The organism is Streptomyces sp. NPDC007896 (assembly GCF_042959425.1).
Lineage (GTDB): Bacteria > Actinomycetota > Actinomycetes > Streptomycetales > Streptomycetaceae > Streptomyces.
On the sequence record NZ_JBIBKX010000008.1, the window covers coordinates 319,038 to 337,231 of the forward strand.

The 18,194-nt window shown below is 69.5% G+C and carries 14 protein-coding genes; 9 read left to right on the forward strand and 5 right to left on the reverse strand.

What is annotated here, in order from left to right:
* The first annotated feature begins 165 nt into the window (after positions 1-165).
* The 4 genes from ACFZDJ_RS26740 to ACFZDJ_RS26755 all read left to right on the forward strand — a co-directional run bounded on the left by ACFZDJ_RS26740 (position 166) and on the right by ACFZDJ_RS26755 (position 4,698).
* On the forward strand, positions 166-1,014 hold the full coding sequence (locus ACFZDJ_RS26740) for a methyltransferase domain-containing protein (protein ID WP_391062526.1): 849 nt from the start codon (positions 166-168) through the stop codon (positions 1,012-1,014).
* A 176-nt stretch (positions 1,015-1,190) separates the two neighbouring features.
* Positions 1,191-2,804, forward strand: a complete 1,614-nt coding sequence (locus ACFZDJ_RS26745) for an FAD-dependent oxidoreductase (RefSeq protein ID WP_390935694.1) — start codon at positions 1,191-1,193, stop codon at positions 2,802-2,804.
* 54 nt (positions 2,805-2,858) lie between these two features.
* Entirely contained in the window at positions 2,859-4,124 is a 1,266-nt protein-coding gene (locus ACFZDJ_RS26750; RefSeq protein ID WP_391062239.1) for a cytochrome P450, read from the forward strand.
* A 10-nt stretch (positions 4,125-4,134) separates the two neighbouring features.
* The gene (locus tag ACFZDJ_RS26755) at positions 4,135-4,698 is read left to right on the forward strand and encodes an isochorismatase family protein (RefSeq protein WP_391062241.1); all 564 of its coding nucleotides are present in this window, start codon (positions 4,135-4,137) and stop codon (positions 4,696-4,698) included.
* Positions 4,699-4,921: 223 nt separating this feature from the next.
* Here ACFZDJ_RS26755 and ACFZDJ_RS26760 read toward each other — a convergent pair whose 3' ends face one another.
* A complete protein-coding gene (locus tag ACFZDJ_RS26760) occupies positions 4,922-5,914 on the reverse strand; it encodes a LacI family DNA-binding transcriptional regulator (protein ID WP_168501554.1) in 993 nt (330 codons plus the stop codon).
* A 283-nt stretch (positions 5,915-6,197) separates the two neighbouring features.
* Between ACFZDJ_RS26760 and ACFZDJ_RS26765 the strand changes: the two genes are divergently transcribed.
* The 5 genes from ACFZDJ_RS26765 (at position 6,198) to ACFZDJ_RS26785 (ending at position 13,857) form a co-directional block, all read left to right on the forward strand.
* Positions 6,198-7,121 carry a carbohydrate ABC transporter permease gene (locus ACFZDJ_RS26765; protein ID WP_168514789.1) on the forward strand — a complete coding sequence of 308 codons (924 nt, stop codon included), beginning with the start codon at positions 6,198-6,200 and terminating at the stop codon, positions 7,119-7,121.
* 4 nt (positions 7,122-7,125) lie between these two features.
* Positions 7,126-8,079 carry an ABC transporter permease subunit gene (locus ACFZDJ_RS26770; RefSeq protein WP_390935687.1) on the forward strand — a complete coding sequence of 318 codons (954 nt, stop codon included), beginning with the start codon at positions 7,126-7,128 and terminating at the stop codon, positions 8,077-8,079.
* Between the two features lie 100 nt (positions 8,080-8,179).
* Positions 8,180-9,520: an extracellular solute-binding protein gene (locus ACFZDJ_RS26775; protein WP_390935685.1), complete on the forward strand. Its 1,341-nt coding sequence runs from the start codon at positions 8,180-8,182 to the stop codon at positions 9,518-9,520.
* 108 nt (positions 9,521-9,628) lie between these two features.
* Entirely contained in the window at positions 9,629-11,689 is a 2,061-nt protein-coding gene (locus ACFZDJ_RS26780) for a beta-galactosidase (RefSeq protein ID WP_391062243.1), read from the forward strand.
* Between the two features lie 110 nt (positions 11,690-11,799).
* Positions 11,800-13,857, forward strand: coding sequence for an RICIN domain-containing protein (locus ACFZDJ_RS26785; RefSeq protein ID WP_391062246.1), 2,058 nt, complete (start codon positions 11,800-11,802; stop codon positions 13,855-13,857).
* A 111-nt stretch (positions 13,858-13,968) separates the two neighbouring features.
* Here the strand turns inward: ACFZDJ_RS26785 and ACFZDJ_RS26790 are convergent, their stop codons facing one another.
* The 4 genes from ACFZDJ_RS26790 to ACFZDJ_RS26805 form a co-directional block, all read right to left on the reverse strand.
* Positions 13,969-14,616, reverse strand: a complete 648-nt coding sequence (locus tag ACFZDJ_RS26790; RefSeq protein WP_384926612.1) for a response regulator — start codon at positions 14,614-14,616, stop codon at positions 13,969-13,971.
* On the reverse strand, positions 14,613-15,878 hold the full coding sequence (locus ACFZDJ_RS26795) for a histidine kinase (RefSeq protein WP_390935678.1): 1,266 nt from the start codon (positions 15,876-15,878) through the stop codon (positions 14,613-14,615). Before ACFZDJ_RS26795 ends, ACFZDJ_RS26790 begins: the two co-directional genes overlap by 4 nt.
* A gap of 137 nt (positions 15,879-16,015) precedes the next feature.
* On the reverse strand, positions 16,016-17,173 hold the full coding sequence (locus ACFZDJ_RS26800) for an ABC transporter substrate-binding protein (protein WP_390935676.1): 1,158 nt from the start codon (positions 17,171-17,173) through the stop codon (positions 16,016-16,018).
* A 199-nt stretch (positions 17,174-17,372) separates the two neighbouring features.
* Positions 17,373-18,002 carry a DUF6629 family protein gene (locus ACFZDJ_RS26805; RefSeq protein ID WP_390935674.1) on the reverse strand — a complete coding sequence of 210 codons (630 nt, stop codon included), beginning with the start codon at positions 18,000-18,002 and terminating at the stop codon, positions 17,373-17,375.
* Between the last annotated feature and the right edge of the window lie 192 nt (positions 18,003-18,194).

Consider the following 18,194-nt stretch of genomic DNA (forward strand, 5'->3'; position numbering starts at 1 on the left):
CGCCGACCTGAGGGCCGGAAGAAGTAGTGCCCGAGCCGTCCGCTGGTCATGAGCAGAGCCGGACGATGACAGCCACCACAGTGGTTTTCCATGGAACGCCAGACCCAGTTCGCCCAGCCAAAGGTGAAAAGATAGGCCCGGCGCCCCGAAGGGTGGCGGGTGGCGGTGGTCGTCGGCTGGGAGTGGGACGACACGTTGTTCTCGGGGACGGCCCCCTACTACCAACGGGGAAGGCTCCCGTACGCACCCGGTCTCGCGGATGTGCTCGCCGAGGTTCTGCGACTCGACGGTCGGGGGCGCCTGATCGACGTGGGATGCGGACCGGGCACCCTGGCACTGAGTCTGGCGCACCTGTTCGGTGAGATCGTCGGTGTGGACCCGGACAGCGGGATGCTCTCCGAAGCGGGGCGCGGGGCCGCCGAGGCGGGGGTGAGCGGAAAGTCGCGGTGGGTACGAGTCCGGGCCGAGGAACTGCCCGCAGGTCTTGGGACGTTCACGGTGGCGACCTTCGGCCAGTCCTTCCACTGGATGGATCGGGATCTCGTGGCGGCGACCATCAGGGACATGCTCCTGCCCGGCGGGGCGTTCGCGCACATCTCGGATCTGAAGACGGAGCGCCGATCCGTCGAGGGTCTTCCGTATCCGGCGGTGCCCTATGCCGCGATGGACGAGTTGGTCAGGCGCTACCTCGGACCGGTACGACGAGCCGGGCGCGGGGTACTGCCGCAGGGCACGCCCGGCGGCGAGGCGGCGGTGCTCACGCGCGCGGGATTCTCCGGTCCTCGGCGTCATGTCGTTCCCGGCGGGCGTGCGCTTGAGCGCACGTGCGATGACGTCGTCGCGGGGGTGTTCTCGATGTCGTTCTCGGCTCCGCACCTGTTCGGCGCGCGCCGTGACGCCTTCGAGTCTGACCTGCGCCGCCTGCTGCGGGAGGTGTCCCCATCGGGCCGATTCTCCGAGCGCCTTCCGAGCACCGAGGTCTTCGTCTGGGGAAAGAACCCCGCCGAGCCGTGATCAGGCAGCCGCCGGCACGAAGAAGCATCGATGCCGTAGTGCTCGCAGAAGGTGATCCACCGCAGCGGGATGCGGTCCCGGTCGTAGCGTGATCCACTGAAAGAGCAGACATGACGACGTCCGTGCGCGGACGGGGACGAAACGGCCGATCCGCAGGGCTCGGAAGGGGCGTTCCCATGAAGGTTGTCGTGGATCTCACCCGGTGCCAGGGATACGCGCAGTGCGCTTTCGCCGCGCCGGATGTGTTTGTCATCCAGGGGGACGAGGCGCTGCTGTACGACACCGATCCGGACGACGCGCAGCGGGAGAAGATCGTGCGGGCCGCGGCGGCCTGCCCGGTCCAGGCCATCTTCCTCGACCGTGACGGCACGCGGATCCGGGAGCCCGCGCCCGGGACGCGCGTGGCTGCCTCCGGCCCTGGGGAAGCGTTCAAGCGTACGGGGCGCATCGTCATCGTCGGGGCGTCGCTGGCCGGCCTGCGGGCTGGTCGGATGCTGCGCCAGGAGGGCTTCACCGGCTCGCTGACCGTGATCGGGGACGAGCCTCATGCTCCCTATGACCGGCCGCCGTTGTCCAAGCAGGTCCTCATGGGCCAGGTTCCGGCGCGGCGGACCGCACTGCCCCGCCGAGAGGAGCTCGACGCGCACTGGCGGTTCGGGGTCGCGGCCACGGGGCTCGACCTGGACGGCAAGCAGGTGCTGCTGGCCGATGGCGCGAAGGTGGGGTTCGACCGGTTGCTCATCGCCACCGGAGTACGGGCGCGCCCGTGGCCGAACGAGGCGGAGGCCGCGCTCGACGGGCTGTTCGCGCTGCATACGCCGGAAGACGCGGAAGGGTTGCGACAGCGGCTGGCGGCCGGGCCCGGCCGGGTGCTGGTCATCGGTGCCGGGTTCACCGGCTGTGAAGTCGCCTCCGCCTGCCGCGAGTTGGATCTGCCGGTGACCGTCCTCGATCGCGGCCCGGCTCCGCTGGCCGGGGCACTGGGCGCGGTGATCGGCGGGGTTGCGGCGCAGATGCAGCGCGACAACGGCGTCGACCTGCGGTGCGGCGTCAGAGTCGAGTCGCTGGAAGGCGATGACAGCGGGAGGCTGCGGCGCGCCCGTCTGTCCGACGGCAGCACTCTGGACGTCGAAGTGGCGGTGGCCGCTCTCGGCAGTATCCGCAACGTCGAATGGCTGGAAGGCTCGGGGCTGGCGGCAGGGGACTGGGGCGTGGCGTGCGATGCGGGGTGCCGCGCTGTCGACGTCAACGGCCTCGTGACCGACGATGTGTTCGTCGCGGGCGACGTGGCCCGCTGCCCACACCCCGTCTACGACTACCAGTACCTCGCCCTGGAGCACTGGGGCAACGCCGTCGCCCAGGCGGGGATCGCCGCGCACAACATGATCAGCACCCAAGGTGAGCGCTGGCCGCACCTTGCGCTGCCGGAGTTCTGGTCCACCCAGTTCGGCACCGAGATCAAGTCCGTCGGCGTCCCGACCTACGCCGATCACGTCGTCATCGCCCAGGGATCGGTGGCCGAGCGCCGCTTCGTCGCCGTCTACGGATACCGCGGGCGGATCACCGCGGCGGTCGCCTTCAACCAGGCCAAGTGGCTGGAGTTCTATGCGGGATTGATCGACCGGGCGGCGCCGTTCCCGCCGTCCTTCCGCACCGTCGACCAGGCCACCGACGGGCGCCCGGTCGCGGCCGAGGTCCCGGAACGGCCCACCCCTCAGGCCACCGTCGTGGTGACCGGTCACGGACCCAGTGAACGGCGGGCCACGTTGGTCCGCAGAACGTACCTGTGACCCTGCCCAGGCCACCGCACGTCCCTGATCCCCGAGTTGCGGGAGATGCCCTCCATGACCCGGACCAGCACCTGGCAGCAGATCCTCGATCCCTCCCACCGCGCCGACCCCTACCCGCTCTACACCGAGCTGCGCAGGACGCCCGTGGTACGGGAGGAGGACGGGACCTACGTCGTGAGCACCTACCGGGAGATCGTCTCCCTGCTCCACGACCCACGGCTCAGCTCGGATGCGCGCAACCTCCCCGAGGTCGCCGCCGATGCCGCGGCGCACGCGTACGAAGAGGGCCTCCCCGGGCTGCCGCCCAACTTCATCCGGATCGACCCACCCGAGCACGACCGCATCCGGCGCCTGCTGACGCGGAACTTCGGCCCACCCCACCGCCCGGGACGTATCGACGGCATGATGCCCGACCTGCTCAGGATCGTGACGAGCCTCATCGACGACTTCCCGGGCAAGGACGGGTCCGGCAAGGTCCGGGTCGACATCGTCGACGACTTCGCCTATCCGTTCCCGGTCACGGTGATCTGCGAGCTGCTGGGAGTACCCCGCGAGGACGAACCGCGATTCCAGGTCATGTCCGGCGCGGTCATCGAAACCGCCGACCCGACCACCGGCGGGATCGCGGAGCGGCAGCGCCGACGCGCGAAGGCCGTCGCCGACCTCGGCCAGTACTTCGCCCAGCTCCTCGACGCCCGCCACGGCCGACGATGCGACGACCTGCTCTCCGGACTCCTCGGCGATGACGGCGACGAGGCGCCGATGTCACACGAGGAGATACTGAGCAACGCGGCCCTGCTGCTCGTCGCCGGCCATGAGACGACCGTCAACCTCGTCGCCAACGGCATGCTCACCCTCCTGCGCCACCCCGAGATACTCGACCGGCTACGCCTCGGCGACGAACCAGATCTGGCCGCCCGAGTGGTCGAGGAACTCCTGCGCTACGAACCACCGGTGCAGTTTCTGTCCAGCGGCCGGAACACCCTCGACGACATCGAGATCGCCGGCACCACCATTCCCAAGGGCTCACCGGTCGCCCTCGTGCTCGCCTCCGGCAGCCGCGACCCCGGCTTCGTCCCGGACCCCGACCGCTTCGATCCCGATCGCGAGCACAACGAGCACCTCGGTTTCGGCGGCGGCATCCACTACTGCTTCGGTGCCCCGTTGACCCGTCCCGAGACACAGATCGCTCTCACCCAGCTGGCACACCGGCTGAAGAACCCCCGACTCGTCGCCGACCCACCGCCCTACCGCGCGAGCCCCAGTCTGCGCGGCCCCCGCCACCTTCTGGTCGAGATCGACGGCGTCAACCCCGCCTGACCATGCAAGTATGGCGAACAGCGCGCTCCTCGTGATGGACGTCCAGCGCGACATCGTGGGCATCGCGAACGACGGCTCCGGATATCTGCCGCGTCTGCGCAGTGCGATCGACGGTGCTCGCGCGGCGGGTATCCCCGTGGTCTACGTGGTCATCGAGTTACGGCCGGGCGATCCGGAAGTCAGCACTCGCAACAGGGTGCTCACCGCCGCGGTGCGGGCCGGCCTGTTCACCGAGGGCGACCCCGGCACCGAGATCCACCACGACATCGCGCCCCAGCAGGGCGACGTCGTGGTCACCAAGAGGCGAGGGAGCGCGTTCTCGGGCAGCGACTTCGACCTGGTACTCAGGGCTCGTGACGTCGACAGCCTTGTTCTCACCGGCATCGCCACCAGCGGTGTGGTGCTGTCCCCCCTGTGCCACGCGATCGATCTGGACTTCGACCTCACCGTCCTGGCGGATGCCTGCCTCGACACCGACCCCGAGGTGCACCGGGTCCTCACCGAAAAGCTGTTCCCGCAGTGGGCGGATGTCGTCGCCGTCGAGGACTGGCTCAAGGCCATCGCACCGCGGTAGCGGGAGACCGTCCGGACCCTCGCGTGCGGGTCCAGACGGCCTGGCCGCCACGGCCGTCGGCGGTCACGGAATCCCTGCCGCTCGGTGTCGCTCGGTCTCGCTCGGCTCTGGGCACGGGTGTCATGAAGGCGATCGCGATCATTCCATGCGGCCATTGCCCACCGTCAGACGGTTCGAGCGCCGATCGACGCCGTCAACCGCCCCCACGACCCGGTAGGGAACCTCACGCATCTCCGGACGGCGGAGCCGTGCTCCCGCGCACCACCAGCTTCGTGGGGACGAGCGTGGTGCCGTGTTCCGGGCCGCCGTGGCGCATCCGCCGCAGGACACCCTCGACGCACAGGCGTCCCACTTCGGCGAAGTCCTGGTGGACCGTGGTCAGCGGCGGCAGGAAGGAGCCGGCCTCGGGGATGTCGTCGAAGCCGATGACGCTGACGTCGTCGGGGATCTTCCGGCCGCGTTCGTGCAGGGCCCGCAGGAGGCCCAGTGCCATCTGGTCGTTGGCGGCGAACACCGCCGTGCAGTCGCGCTCGTCGGCGAGCCGCAGGCCCGCGCGGTAGCCGGATTCCGCCGACCAGTCGCCGCGCACGAGAGGCGGCGGGACGCGGCCCGCCTCGGTCAGGGCGGCGTGCCAGGCATCGGTGCGGCGCTGTGCCGCGAAGGACTCCTCGGGCCCGGCCAGATGCCAGACCGTGCTGTGGCCGAGGTCCAGAAGGTGGCGTACGGCGGCCCGGGCTCCCCCGGCCTGGTCGGTGTCGACCACCGCGTAGCGGTCGCCCGCGTCCGAGTCGGCGACGACGACCTGCACATGCGGGGGCAGGGAGATGGTCGCCGCGTCGAGCAGATGCACCTCCATGATGGCGATGACGGCGTCGACGGCGAGTTCCCCGAGCCGGGAGAAGGCGCCGCGCACCTCGTCCTGGGTGGGCACGGCGACCGGCAGCAGCGTGACGGCGTAGCCCTCCTGCGCCGCGGAGGTGGCGATCGCCTCCAGGGTGCGCATGTTGCCCGTGGTGGAGAGGTTGAAGGTGATGACGCCGATGGTGCGGAACTCACCGCGCTTGAGGGCCCGGGCGGCGCTGTTGGGCCGGTAGCCCAGTTCCTTCATCGCCGCCAGCACCTGTTCACGGGTCTCCTCGTTCACACCCGCGTAACCGTTGGAGACGCGGGAGACCGTCTGCGAGGAGACCCCGGCCAGGCGTGCGACATCCGCCATGGACGCGGTCTGCGTGCGACCCACCGCCCGTTTTCCCTTGCGCCCGCGGGACCGTTCCGTCCCCGTCGAGGCACTGTCCGCAGTGTCCACCCGTCTCCTTTGTTGCCCGGGTCGCCGTTTCGTCAGACGACCCTTGACCACCGACATTGGCGCAGTGTAGACATGCCGCCATCAGATGTTTACGTAAACATAACAGCCCTCGACGCGAAGGGGGACGGCATGTTTACGTAAACATCGCGACGGCGTGAGACGCCGGTTCCGAGATGGACGAGCGAGGAACGACATGACGACGCTTCAACCCCCTGCGGCCGTGGCACGGCGCCCGGACCGGCCTCCGAAAAGGGACCGCCGCTCCTGGACAGGATGGGGGTTCATCGGCCCCTTCGCGGTGGTCTTCGCCTTCGTCTTCCTGGCTCCGATCGCCTATTCGATCTACCTCAGCCTCTTCCGCGACAAGCTCATCGGGGGAACGTCCTTCGTCGGCCTGGACAACTACAAGCAGGCTCTCCAGGACGACCAGTTCTGGTCCTCCTTGGAGCGGGTCTCACTGTTCCTGCTGATCCAGGTGCCGATCATGCTGGGGATCGCCCTGCTCGTCGCACTCGCGCTGGACAGCGGCCGTCTGTACGGCAGGAACTTCTTCCGGATCTCGATCTTCCTGCCGTACGCGGTGCCCGCCGTGGTCGCCACCCTGATGTGGGGCTTCATGTACGGCACCCGGTTCGGCCTGGTGGGTGACATCAACAGCGCCTTCGACGTCACCCTGCCCGACCCACTCTCCGCGAACCTGGTCCTGGCGTCGATCGGCAACATCGTCACCTGGGAGTTCGTGGGCTACAACATGCTGATCTTCTACTCCGCGCTGCGGGTCATCCCGAACTCGCTGTACGAGGCCGCGGAGATCGACGGCGCCGGGCAGATCCGCATGATCTCGGCCATCAAGCTCCCCGCCATCCGCGGCGCCCTGGTCATCGCGACGATCTTCTCGATCATCGGCAGCTTCCAGCTCTTCAACGAGCCGAGCATCCTGCGGCCGCTGGCACGCAACGCCATCACGACGGACTACACCCCGAACTACTACACGTACTCACTGTCCTTCAACGGACAGCAGCACAACTACTCCGCGGCGGTCGCCATCATCATGGGGCTGATCACCATGGTCATCGCCTATGTCGTGCAGCTCCGCGGCATGCGCAAGGGAGCGTGACCCGATGAGCAGCACGAGCAGCCCCGTCACCACCGTCTCCCCGCCCCCGTCCGCCGAGTCCGACGGTTCCAAGAACACGCCCCGACTGCGCACGCGACGCAAGCACACTCCCGGGCGCCCCAAGCGCAGCGTTCTGCTGACCGTGCTCACCGGCCTGATCATGCTCTACACCGTGGTGCCCCTGGTGTGGCTGGTCATCAGCGCCACCAAGACCCAGGACGGGCTCGCCACCTCGTCCGGCCTGTGGTTCAGCCACAAGTTCGCCCTCTGGGAAAACATCCACGACACGTTCACGTACCACGACGGCATCTTCGTCCGCTGGCTGCTGAACACCCTGCTGTACGTCGTGCTCGGCGCCGGCGGCGCGACCCTCCTGGCGATCCTGGGCGGCTATGCGCTGGCGAAGTTCAACTTCCCCGGAAAGCGCGCCGTCTTCGCCGTGGTCATCGGTGCCGTCGCCGTCCCGGGCACCGCCCTGGCGGTGCCCACCTTCCTGATGTTCAGCAAGATGGGACTGACGGACACACCGTGGGCGGTGATCATCCCCTCACTCGTCTCGCCCTTCGGCCTGTACCTGATGTGGGTCTTCGCCACCGAGGCCATCCCCACCGAGCTGATGGAGGCCGCCCGCATCGACGGAGCGGGCGAGATCCGCACCTTCTTCCAGGTCGCCATGCCACTGCTCGCCCCCGGCACCGTGACCGTCCTGCTGTTCACCACGGTCGCCACCTGGAACAACTACTTCCTGCCGCTGATCATGCTCAAGGACCCGAACTGGTACCCCCTGACCCTGGGCCTGGACGCCTGGAACTCCCAGGCCCAGACGATCGGTGGCGACGTGATCTTCAACCTGGTGATCACCGGTTCACTGCTCACCATCGTGCCGCTGATCGCCGCGTTCCTGCTGCTGCAGAAGTACTGGCAGTCCGGACTCGCCGCCGGAAGCGTCAAGGAATAGCCCGCCCTCAGGCCCCCACCCCCCGCAGCCTCACCTCTTTCACCCTCACCCTGTCCCACCCATGAAGAAGTCCCGCCCACGAAGAAGTGGAAGCACCTCCATGCGCAGAACCACCGGCCGCCTGCTGCGCGGCTTCGCTCTCCTCTCCGTCCTCGCCCTGGGGGCGACCGCCTGCGGAGGCTCCGACAACAGCAGTTCGGGCCAGAAGGCGGTCTCCGCCGCGGACATCCAGGCTGCCCTCAAGAAGGGCGGCTCGGTCACGGTCTGGGCCTGGGAGCCCACGCTGAAGACGGTCGCCGCCGACTTCCAGAAGAAGTACCCCAAGGTCAAGATCAACCTCGTCAGCGACCGGTCCGGTGACAAGCACTACACCGCTCTGTCGAACGCCATCGCGGCCGGCAAGGGCGTCCCCGACGTCGCGCAGGTCGAGTACTTCGCGCTGAGTCAGTACTCCCTCACCAAGGGCCTCAGCGACCTGGCCCCCTACGGCGCCGACAAGCTCGCCGCCAAGTACACCCCGGGTCCGTGGAACGCCGTGAGCGAGGGTGACAAGGTCTACGGCCTGCCGATGGACTCCGGCCCGATGGCGATGTTCTACAACAAGAAGGTCTTCGACAAGTACAAGATCGCCGTCCCGACCACCTGGGACGAGTACGTCGACGCGGCCCGCAAGCTGCACAAGGCCGACCCCAAGGCCTACATCGCCGCCGACGCCGGTGACGCGGGCTTCACCACCAGCATGCTGTGGCAGGCCGGTTCGCGCCCTTACAAGGTCGACGGCACCAAGGTGACGGTCAACTTCGAGGACGCGGGCGCCAAGAAGTACACGGACACCTACCAGAAGCTCATCAGCGAGAAGCTCCTCGCGCCCATCTTCGGCTGGACCGACGACTGGTACAAGGGCCTGGGCGACGGCACCATCGCCACCCTGACCACCGGCGCCTGGATGCCCGCCAACTTCGTCTCCGGCGTGCCGAACGCCTCCGGTGACTGGCGCGCGGCCCCGATGCCGCAGTGGACCAAGGGCGACAAGGCGAGCGCGGAGAACGGCGGCAGCTCCCTCGCCCTGCCCACGCTGGGCAAGAACAAGGAACTCGCCTACGCCTTCGTCGAGTACGCCAACTCCGGCGACGGTGTGCAGACCCGCATCAAGCAGGGCGCCTTCCCGGCGACCAAGGCGGAGCTCCAGTCCACCGAGTTCCAGAACACCAAGTTCGACTACTTCGGCGGCCAGGAGGCCAACAAGATCTTCGCCGAGTCCGCCGCCAACGTCGCCAGCGACTGGTCGTACCTGCCCTTCCAGCAGTACGCCAACTCGATCTTCAACGACACCGTCGGCAAGGCCTATGTCTCCGGCACCAAGCTGGCGGACGGTCTGAAGTCCTGGCAGGACGCCTCCATCAAGTACGGCAACGAGCAGGGCTTCACCGTCTCGAAGTAGCCGGCATTCCCCTCGGGAGCCGCCGCTGAGCAGCAGGCGCTCAGCGGCGGCCGCCCGGAAGCGACCACGCACCTCGCGCCACCCCGTGCAGTAACCGGAAGGACCACCATGATCTCCACCCTCCTGTCCCAGTTGCGGCACGGGCCGGACGGTGATTCCACCCCCCGCCTCGCCTACGGCGCCGACTACAACCCGGAGCAGTGGCCACGCGAGGTGTGGGAGGAGGACATCCGGCTGATGCGGGAGGCGGGCGTCAACATCGTCTCCGTGGCGATCTTCTCCTGGGCCCGTATCCAGCCCGCCGAGAACGAGTGGGACTTCGGCTGGCTCGACGAGGTCATGGACCTGCTGCACGCGGGGGGCATCGGGGTCGACCTGGCCACCGCCACCGCCTCTCCGCCGCCCTGGCTCAGCACGGCGTACCCGGAGATCCTTCCGGTCACCGCCTCCGGCGAGACACTGTGGCCCGGGGCGCGCCAGCACTGGCGTCCCACCTCGCCCGTCTTCCGCGAGCACGCGCTGCGCCTGGTGCGGAAGATGGCCGAGCGGTACGCGAACCATCCCGCGCTGGTCGCCTGGCACGTCTCCAACGAGCTGGGCTGCCACAACGTCTACGACTACTCCGACGACGCCGCCCGCGCCTTCCGCGACTGGCTGCGCTCCCGCTACACCACCCTCGACGCTCTCAACCACGCCTGGGGAACGGCGTTCTGGTCCCAGCGCTACAGCGACTGGGAGCAGATCCTGCCGCCCCGGCTGGCCGCCTCCCACCCGAACCCCACCCAGCAGCTGGACTTCAAGCGTTTCTCCTCCGACGTGCTGAAGGACCATCTGCGCGCGGAGCGGGACGTGCTGCGCGAGCTCACGCCCGATGTTCCGGTCACCACCAACTTCATGGTGATGGGCAACACCAAGGGCATGAACTACGCGGACTGGGCCGCCGAGATCGACTTCGTCTCCAACGACCACTACGTGGTGCCCGGCCCCCAGGACCGCGACGAGCTGTCCTTCTCCGCCAACCTCGTCAGCGGCATCGCCGGTGGCCGTCCGTGGTTCCTCATGGAACACTCCACCAGCGCCGTCAACTGGCAGCCGATCAACGTGGCCAAGCGGCCGGGCGACCTCGCCCGTGACTCGCTGGTGCACGTCGCCCACGGCGCCGACGCGGTGTGCTTCTTCCAGTGGCGCCAGTCGGCGGCAGGCGCCGAGAAGTACCACTCGGCGATGGTGCCGCACGCCGGAGCCGACAGCGAGGTCTTCCGCGCGGTGGCCGGCCTCGGACAGACCCTCAAGACCCTCGCTCCGGTCGCCGGGACCGAGCGTGAGCCGGCCCGGGTCGGGATCGTCTTCGACTGGGACTCGTGGTGGGCGAGCGAGCAGGACTCCCACCCCACCGCCCAGCTCAGCTACCGGCAGGAGGCGCTGGACTGGTACTCCGCGCTTCTCGCCCTCGGCATCCGGGCCGACGTCGTCACCACGCAGACCGAACTCGACCGCTACCAGGTCCTGATCACGCCGGTGCTGCACGTCATGCCGGCCCCGCTCGCCAAGGAGCTCATCCGGTACGCCGAGAACGGCGGCCACCTGGTCACCACGTACTTCTCCGGTGTCGTCGACGAGAACGACCACATCTGGCTCGGCGGCTACCCGGGAGCCCTGCGCGAGCTGCTCGGCATCCGCATCGAGGAGTTCGGCCCGCTGCTCGACGGCGAGACGGCCGCCGTCGCCCTGGACGGCGTGGACGGCGCCGCCACGGGCACCCTGTGGACCGACCGGATCAGCGTCACCGACCCGGCGGTGGAGGTGCTTGCGCACTACCGCGGTGGCACGTACGCCGACCGCCCCGCCGTCACCCGGCGCCCGACGGGCGAGGGCTCGGCCGCGTACGTCTCCACCAGGCTCGGCACGGACAGTCTCACCGCGCTGCTGCCGAAGCTGCTCGCCCCGGCCGGTGTGCACAGCGAACTGCCGGACGGCGCGCGGGGAAGCGTCGAGCTGATCGTGCGCCGAAGCGCGGACAGCCGCTATCTGTTCCTGGTCAACCGGACCGACGAGACCGTGCCGCTGACCGGAGTCTCCGGAGACCTGTTGGTCGGCCGGACGGACGACGACGGCACCGTCGTCCTCGCCCCCCGGGACGTCGCCGTACTGCGGCAGCCCGCCCTCTGACAGCCCTCGAACAGCGAGCACGGCCCCCCGTTCGAGGGTGACGCCGGCGTGTCCCCACCCGGGGGCACGCCGGTCCATCGCAGCGACCACATACGAGTTGGGAGCACACGTTGGCACGCCGTACCCGCACAAGACGGCTTCTGGGAACCATCGCAGGCACCGCACTGGCCACCGGGGCAGCCCTGGTCACCGCCCCGCCGACGAGCGCGGAGACCGCGCCGGCGGCCGCCGCGTCCGTGACCGTCCGGCCGGATCCCTCGTACAAGGAGCAGAGCTTCGAGGGCTGGGGCACCAGCCTGGTCTGGTTCGCCAACGCCACCGGCAACTACCCGGCGCCGATCCGCGAAAAGCTCGCCAAGCTCCTGTTCGGCGACGACGGCCTCAACCTCAACATCGCCCGCTACAACATCGGCGGCGGCAACGCCCCCGACGTCAAGAACTACCTGCGGGCCGGCGGAGCGGTCGAGGGCTGGTGGAAGGCCCCGGACGGCACCACCCGTACGGACACCGACTGGTGGAGCGCCGACGACCCGGCGGACTGGAACCCGAACGCCGACGCCACCCAGCGCTGGTGGGTGGACCGGATCAAGAAGGACATCACCCACTGGGAGACGTTCAGCAACTCGCCGCCCTGGTTCATGACCACCAGCGGCTATGTCTCCGGGGGCTTCAACTCCTCCGCCGACCAGCTCAAGGCCGACTCCGTCGACGACTTCGCCGCCTATCTGGCGGGCGCGACCAAGCGGCTCGAGAAGGCGCACGGCATCAAGGTCGACACCCTCGACCCGTTCAACGAGCCGAACACGAACTACTGGGGTACGCACCTGGGCGCCGACGGGCAGCCGGTCGGCGGCCGACAGGAGGGGGCGCACATCGGCCCCGAGCTCCAGCAGCAGGTGATCCGCGCGCTGGCCCCCGCCCTTGAGAAGGCGAGGACCGGCACGAAGATGTCCGCGATGGACGAGACCAACCCCAACATCTTCACGCAGAACTGGAACTCCTACCCCCAGGACGTGCGGGACCTCGTCGGCCAGATGAACGTCCACACCTACGGCACCGGCGGCCGTACCAGCGTGCGCGACCTGGCCAAGGCGGCTGACAAGCCGCTGTGGATGAGCGAGGTCGAGGGCGACTGGGGCGACGGCCAGAGCTTCACGGACATGCGGCCGGGCCTCGGTCTTGCCCAGCAGATGGTCGACGACCTGCGCGAACTCAAGCCCAAGGCCTGGGTGTTCTGGCAGCCGGTCGAGGACTACGACAACATGAAGCCGGGCGGTGAGTCCGCCAAGGGCGGCAACTGGGGCAGCATCCAGCTCCCGTTCAGCTGCACCTCCGCGGACACCCTCGCGACCTGCCCCATCCACACGAACACGAAGTTCGACACCGCCCGCAACTTCACCCACTACATCAAGCCGGGCGACCGGCTGATCAAGACCGACGACAAGTCCAGCGTCGCCGCGGTCTCCAAGAGCGGCAACGGGGCGACCGTCGTCCACGTCAACAGCACCACCAGCGCGCGTACGGTCACCCTCGACCTGTCCAGGTTCGGCCGCTTCGCGCGGGGCGCGACGGTGACTCCCGTGGTGACCAGCGCCGACGGCAAGCTGGCACGCCAGACTCCCGTCGCGGTCACCGACCGCCAGGCCACCTTCACCGTGCCCGCCCAGTCCGTGACCTCCTTCGTCGTCAAGGGCGTGTCGGGCGTGGCCAAGGACGCCGCTCTGCTGAAGAAGGGCCACACCTACTCCCTGACCGGCGTCCAGAGCGGCAAGGCGCTCACCGTCGGGGACGACGGCAGCAAGCTCGTCATCAGGACGGCCGGCACGGACGCGGCAACGGTCACCGGCCAGCGGTGGCAGCTGCGACAGATCAGCGGCCAGACCGGCAACCGGCAGCGGTACGTGTTCACCAATCCGGTGGAGGGCAAGCGGCTGGCCGTGCGCGACGGCGCCCCGGTCCTGGAGGCGGACACCGGTCCTCGTGACGCGGCCACGCAGTGGATCATGTCGACGACCGGTGACGGCACCTGGACCCTCGTCAACGCCGCCACCGGAAGGCTCCTGGAGGTGGGTGGTCAGGCCACCGCCGACGGATCCGCCGTCACGATCTGGACGCCCAACTCCGGCTCCAACCAACGGTGGACGGTGTCCGACGTGACCGGCTCCTAGCCCTGCGGCGACGTCCGTCTCCGTGCCCGGCCCGTGACGCTCCGGGGCGGGCACGGAGACGGATACGTCGCCGGCCGCGTGAACTGCCTTGTCATGCCACTTCCTTGTGTGTCAGGTGAGTTCGAGCAGTCCCCTGCGCACGGCCTCCGAGACGGCCGCCGCCCGGTTGTCGACCTTGAGTTTGCGATAGACGCGCACGAGGTGGGTCTTGACCGTGGCCTCGCTGAGGTACAGCGCCTCGGCGATGGCCCGGTTGCTGCGCCCCTCGGCCAGCAGCCGGACGACCTCGATCTCGCGATGGCTCAAGTCCTGGTCCGGGTTGACCACTTGGCCGACGAGTTCGGCGACGATCTCCGCGGCGAGTCCCATGGAGCCCGCCGCCGCGGTGCGCACCGCCTGGAACAGTTCCTCCGGCGGCCCCGCCTTGAGTACGTAGCCGCGCGCACCCGCTTCCAACGCGCGGACGACATCGGCCCGTCCGGCGTAGCTGGTCAGCATCACCACCGCCACACCGGGCGCCCGGGCGCCGAGCCGGCGGGTCGCCTCGACGCCGTCGATCCCCTGACCCGGTCCGGCGAACCGCAGATCCATCAGCGCGACGTCCGGGGCCAACCGGGCACCCAGACGGACCGCTTCCTCGCCGCTGCCCGCCTCCGCGATCACGTCGAGGTCGGGTTCGCCTTCCAGCAGGGCCCGCAGTCCGGCGCGTACGACGGTGTGGTCGTCGGCGATCAGCACGCGCAGCGGTGCGGCGGTCATCGGGCGGTCGCCGGTGTGAACGACGGCTCGACCGGCCGCGGGCGGGGCCGTGCGGACACCGAGGCGCGGATCCTGGTGCCCCGGCCGGGTGCGCTGCTGACGTCGAGGTCGCCCCCGCACTCACGCAGACGCGCCCGAGCGGTCGGGAGGCCGAATCCGCGGTCCGTCCGGAGGGCGCCCGGCGAGCGCTCGCTCGCGAACGTGTCGGCCGGGTCGAAACCGACTCCGTCGTCGCTCACTTCGAGTTCGACACGATCGGGGTGGCGGTGGAAGGTGACCAGTACGTTCACCGCGTGGGCGTGTTCGCGTACGTTCGCCAGGGCGTTCTGGGCCATGCGGAACAGGGTGGTGGTGGCCTGGTCGTCGAGGGCGGGCTGATGCGTTCCGAGCGAGCGGAACCGTACCCGGGCCGCGGCACCTTCCTGACGCGAACGGTCGCACAGCAGCCGCAGCGCGCCTTCGAGGCCGGCCTCGGCGACGGTGGTCGGGGTCAGGTCCCGAATCATCCGGCGGGTCTCGGCGAGGTTGCTGCCCAGGCCGTCGGCCACGGCACGGACACGGGTCCGTGTCACCTCCGGCCGCGCGTCCCAGTCGCGCTCGGCAGCCTGGAGCAGCATCAGGCTGCCGGCGAGTTCCTGGGCCAGGGTGTCGTGCAGATCGCGGGCGATGCGGGTGCGTTCGGCCAGTACGCCCGCCTGGCGTTGCTGCCGCGCGAGCGTGTCGCGGGTGTCCCGCAGTTCCTCGACGAGGCGCTCGCGGATCGCGGCGTCCCGCTGCTGGCCCCGGTAGAGGGCGACGGTTCCCCAGACGGCCGCCACCGGAACGAGGACGACCTCCGGGTCGAACCGGCCCGTGGACTGGACGAGCGCGTCGACGAGCACGAAGGTGATCACGGCGACCGTGACCATCGCGGAGCGGCGGCCGAGCACGCGCAGGGCCGCGCAGGCCAGCGGGACGGCACACCAGACGTACGCCGTCGTCAGTGGTGACGGCGCGAGGAAGACGAGGGCGGTCCACAGCAGGATCAGCAGCGGGATCCAGAGGTGCCGGCCGACCGGGCCGAGCCGGTCCCAGTAGGCGAGCCCGCCCGCGTACGCCACGGCCAGCAGCCCGCTGACGGTCACGATGTACCAGCACAGGGGTGTCTCGAGCTGGGCGAGGCGCACGAGTCCGGCGCCGACGACGAGGAGGAGGGCGAGGTGCGAAGCGTGTTCCAGGGTGGGCCGGTTGCCGCGAGGGGTCAGTGGAGCGCGGTCGGGCACGGCAGATCCCCTTGGGCGGACTGTTCCAGTCGGACAGGGCGTCCGAGTCTATCCGTCACCTGTAGGGCCGATGTGAAGAGCGGGACTGCCGGTCTCCGTACCGACCGGCGTACGGAGACCAGCGACCCCACCAGCGGTTACGCTCCCGGGTGCAGGCCGGGCCGGCCTGGCGTGGGGTCGCCCTTCACCTCGCCGAAGTAGAGGGCGAAGGTCTGCTTCCAGCGCTCGACGGCCGCGCGGTCGGCCATGAATCGGGGGAAGCCGTCGATGTGGGCGTCGGGATACTCCCAGATCGGCTTCAGACCGGCCGCGGGCGTGACGTCGGTCCGTACCGACCAGCCGTTGAAGGACGTCTGCTGCTGGGTGGTGGACAGCTGCCAGTTGAGGTACAGCTTCGCGGCCGTCGTGTTCCTGGCCTGCTTGAGGACGGCGGCGCGCTGGCCCCAGGCCATGAAGGGGTGTCCGTCGGCGACGACCCACTTCGCGGGAGAGGTGGCCGGGGAGGTCAGCGTGCCCGCCGTGCCGATGCCGATCGCCTTCTGTTTGCCGAAGACGGCGTCCCCCGGGGAGTTGCTGCCGCGGGCGAACCGCACGTCCTGCCGGGCGAGCGCGGCCACCCAGTCCCAGCCGTACTTCTGCGCGTACAGGCTGTAGAGGTAGAGGACCGCGTCGTCGTCGTGCGGGTACGACGAGGCGATCTTCCCCTGCCACTTCGGTTCGATCAGGTCGAGCGGGGTCTTCGGGGCGTCCGCGCCGACCGCGGCGACGTCGTACAGGAAGCTGAAGCCGATCGCGCCGATGGCGACCCAGGCGCCGTGCGGGTCCTTGAAGCCGTCGTACACCATGGAGAATCCGGCCGGCTTGTACGGCAGCAGGCGGCCCTGCTCCTTCCAGCGGGTGAAGTCCTGGAGCGTCTGAAGTTGTACGACGTCGGGGACCAGGGTGTCGGTGGCGAACTGGTTGTCGACGCGGACGTCGTGGTACTTGCTGTAGTCCACGATGAGCTTCAGGTCGATGTCCGGGAAGCGCTTGAGGAAGGCGGCCTTGGTGCCGTCCTGTTGTGTCGGGGTGTCTCCGCCGGCGTAGATGACGAGCTTGCCGCCGTCCGCCAGGGCGGCCCGGTACAGCTCGTCGAGCGTCCTGGTCTCCTCGGCTCCGCCGGCCCGCCGGGACCCGGTGGGCGAGGCAGCGGCGGCGGGGCCTGCCGCGGCGCCGAACGCTCCGAGGCCGAGGGCCGCGGCACCGGCGCCTGCTCCGGTGGCAAGTACGTGTCGTCTGCTGAGGAAACTGGACACTTTGTGGGCCTCTCTGACGGGGGGTGAGGACCTCGGCGGGAAGGAACGCGGCGCCCTATGGTCAGTGGCGATTCTGGCGCCGTGGCGTGACCCCGCGCGTCGTCCGTACGGAGCGCAGGACGCGCGGGCGGTGGAACCCGCGTTCAACCGATCGGTTGAACGACGTCGACGGCCGTGCGGGCCGCGCACGACGTGGCTGTCAGCGCCCCGTGTCCGGCCCGGCCTGGCGCCGACGCACCCAGCCGAACAGCGCCACCGAACCCACCGCCGCGAACGCGCACCAGGTCGACACGAACTCCAGCTCCCACAGCACCCAGCAGATCAGCGCGCCCGCGCCCATCAGCACCCCGAGCAGCACAAGCCCACGGTCACCGGAGAGCAGGAGCGAGCCGACGGTGGCCAGGAGGTAGCCGGCGACGAGCAGTTCAGGATGGTCCAGATGCACGAAGTAGCCGAGGGTGTGGCCACGGACCTCCGCTCGCACGGGACGGGTCACGAGGGCGTACGCGAGTGCGGCGGCGGTCGCGAGGCCGATCGCCAGGGGGACCGTCAGCCTGCCCCGGGCGTGCGGGGGCGCCGCGCACATCACTCCGGCCGGGACCCACACCGCGAGCAGAGGCAGCGCGATGACGGCCCAGGCGACGGTGGCGGGGCCCGTACCCCCGCCGGAGTCCCAGACCACGGACTCCACGATCTGATGTGCCCCGAGGATCAACGGCAGCGCGGCCAGCGGCAGGTCACGGGCCCGCCGCACCCGCGCCACACAGGCCACCCCGACCGCGGCGATCCCGACACCGGCGGCCAGGTCGGCCGTCGCACTCCAACACATCGCGTCACCAAGGGGTCGGCCGTCATGTGATCACACCCTTACGCCGACCACGGTAGTGCCGCCGCCGATCGGACTCATAGAGGCCACCCGCCCATGCGGGGTCGAGCGGGACCGGCGGCGCCGAAATCCGTTCTGCTGAAGAGATGACTGGAGAGGTGGCTGGAGAGGTGGCTGGAGAGGTGATCGAGGCGG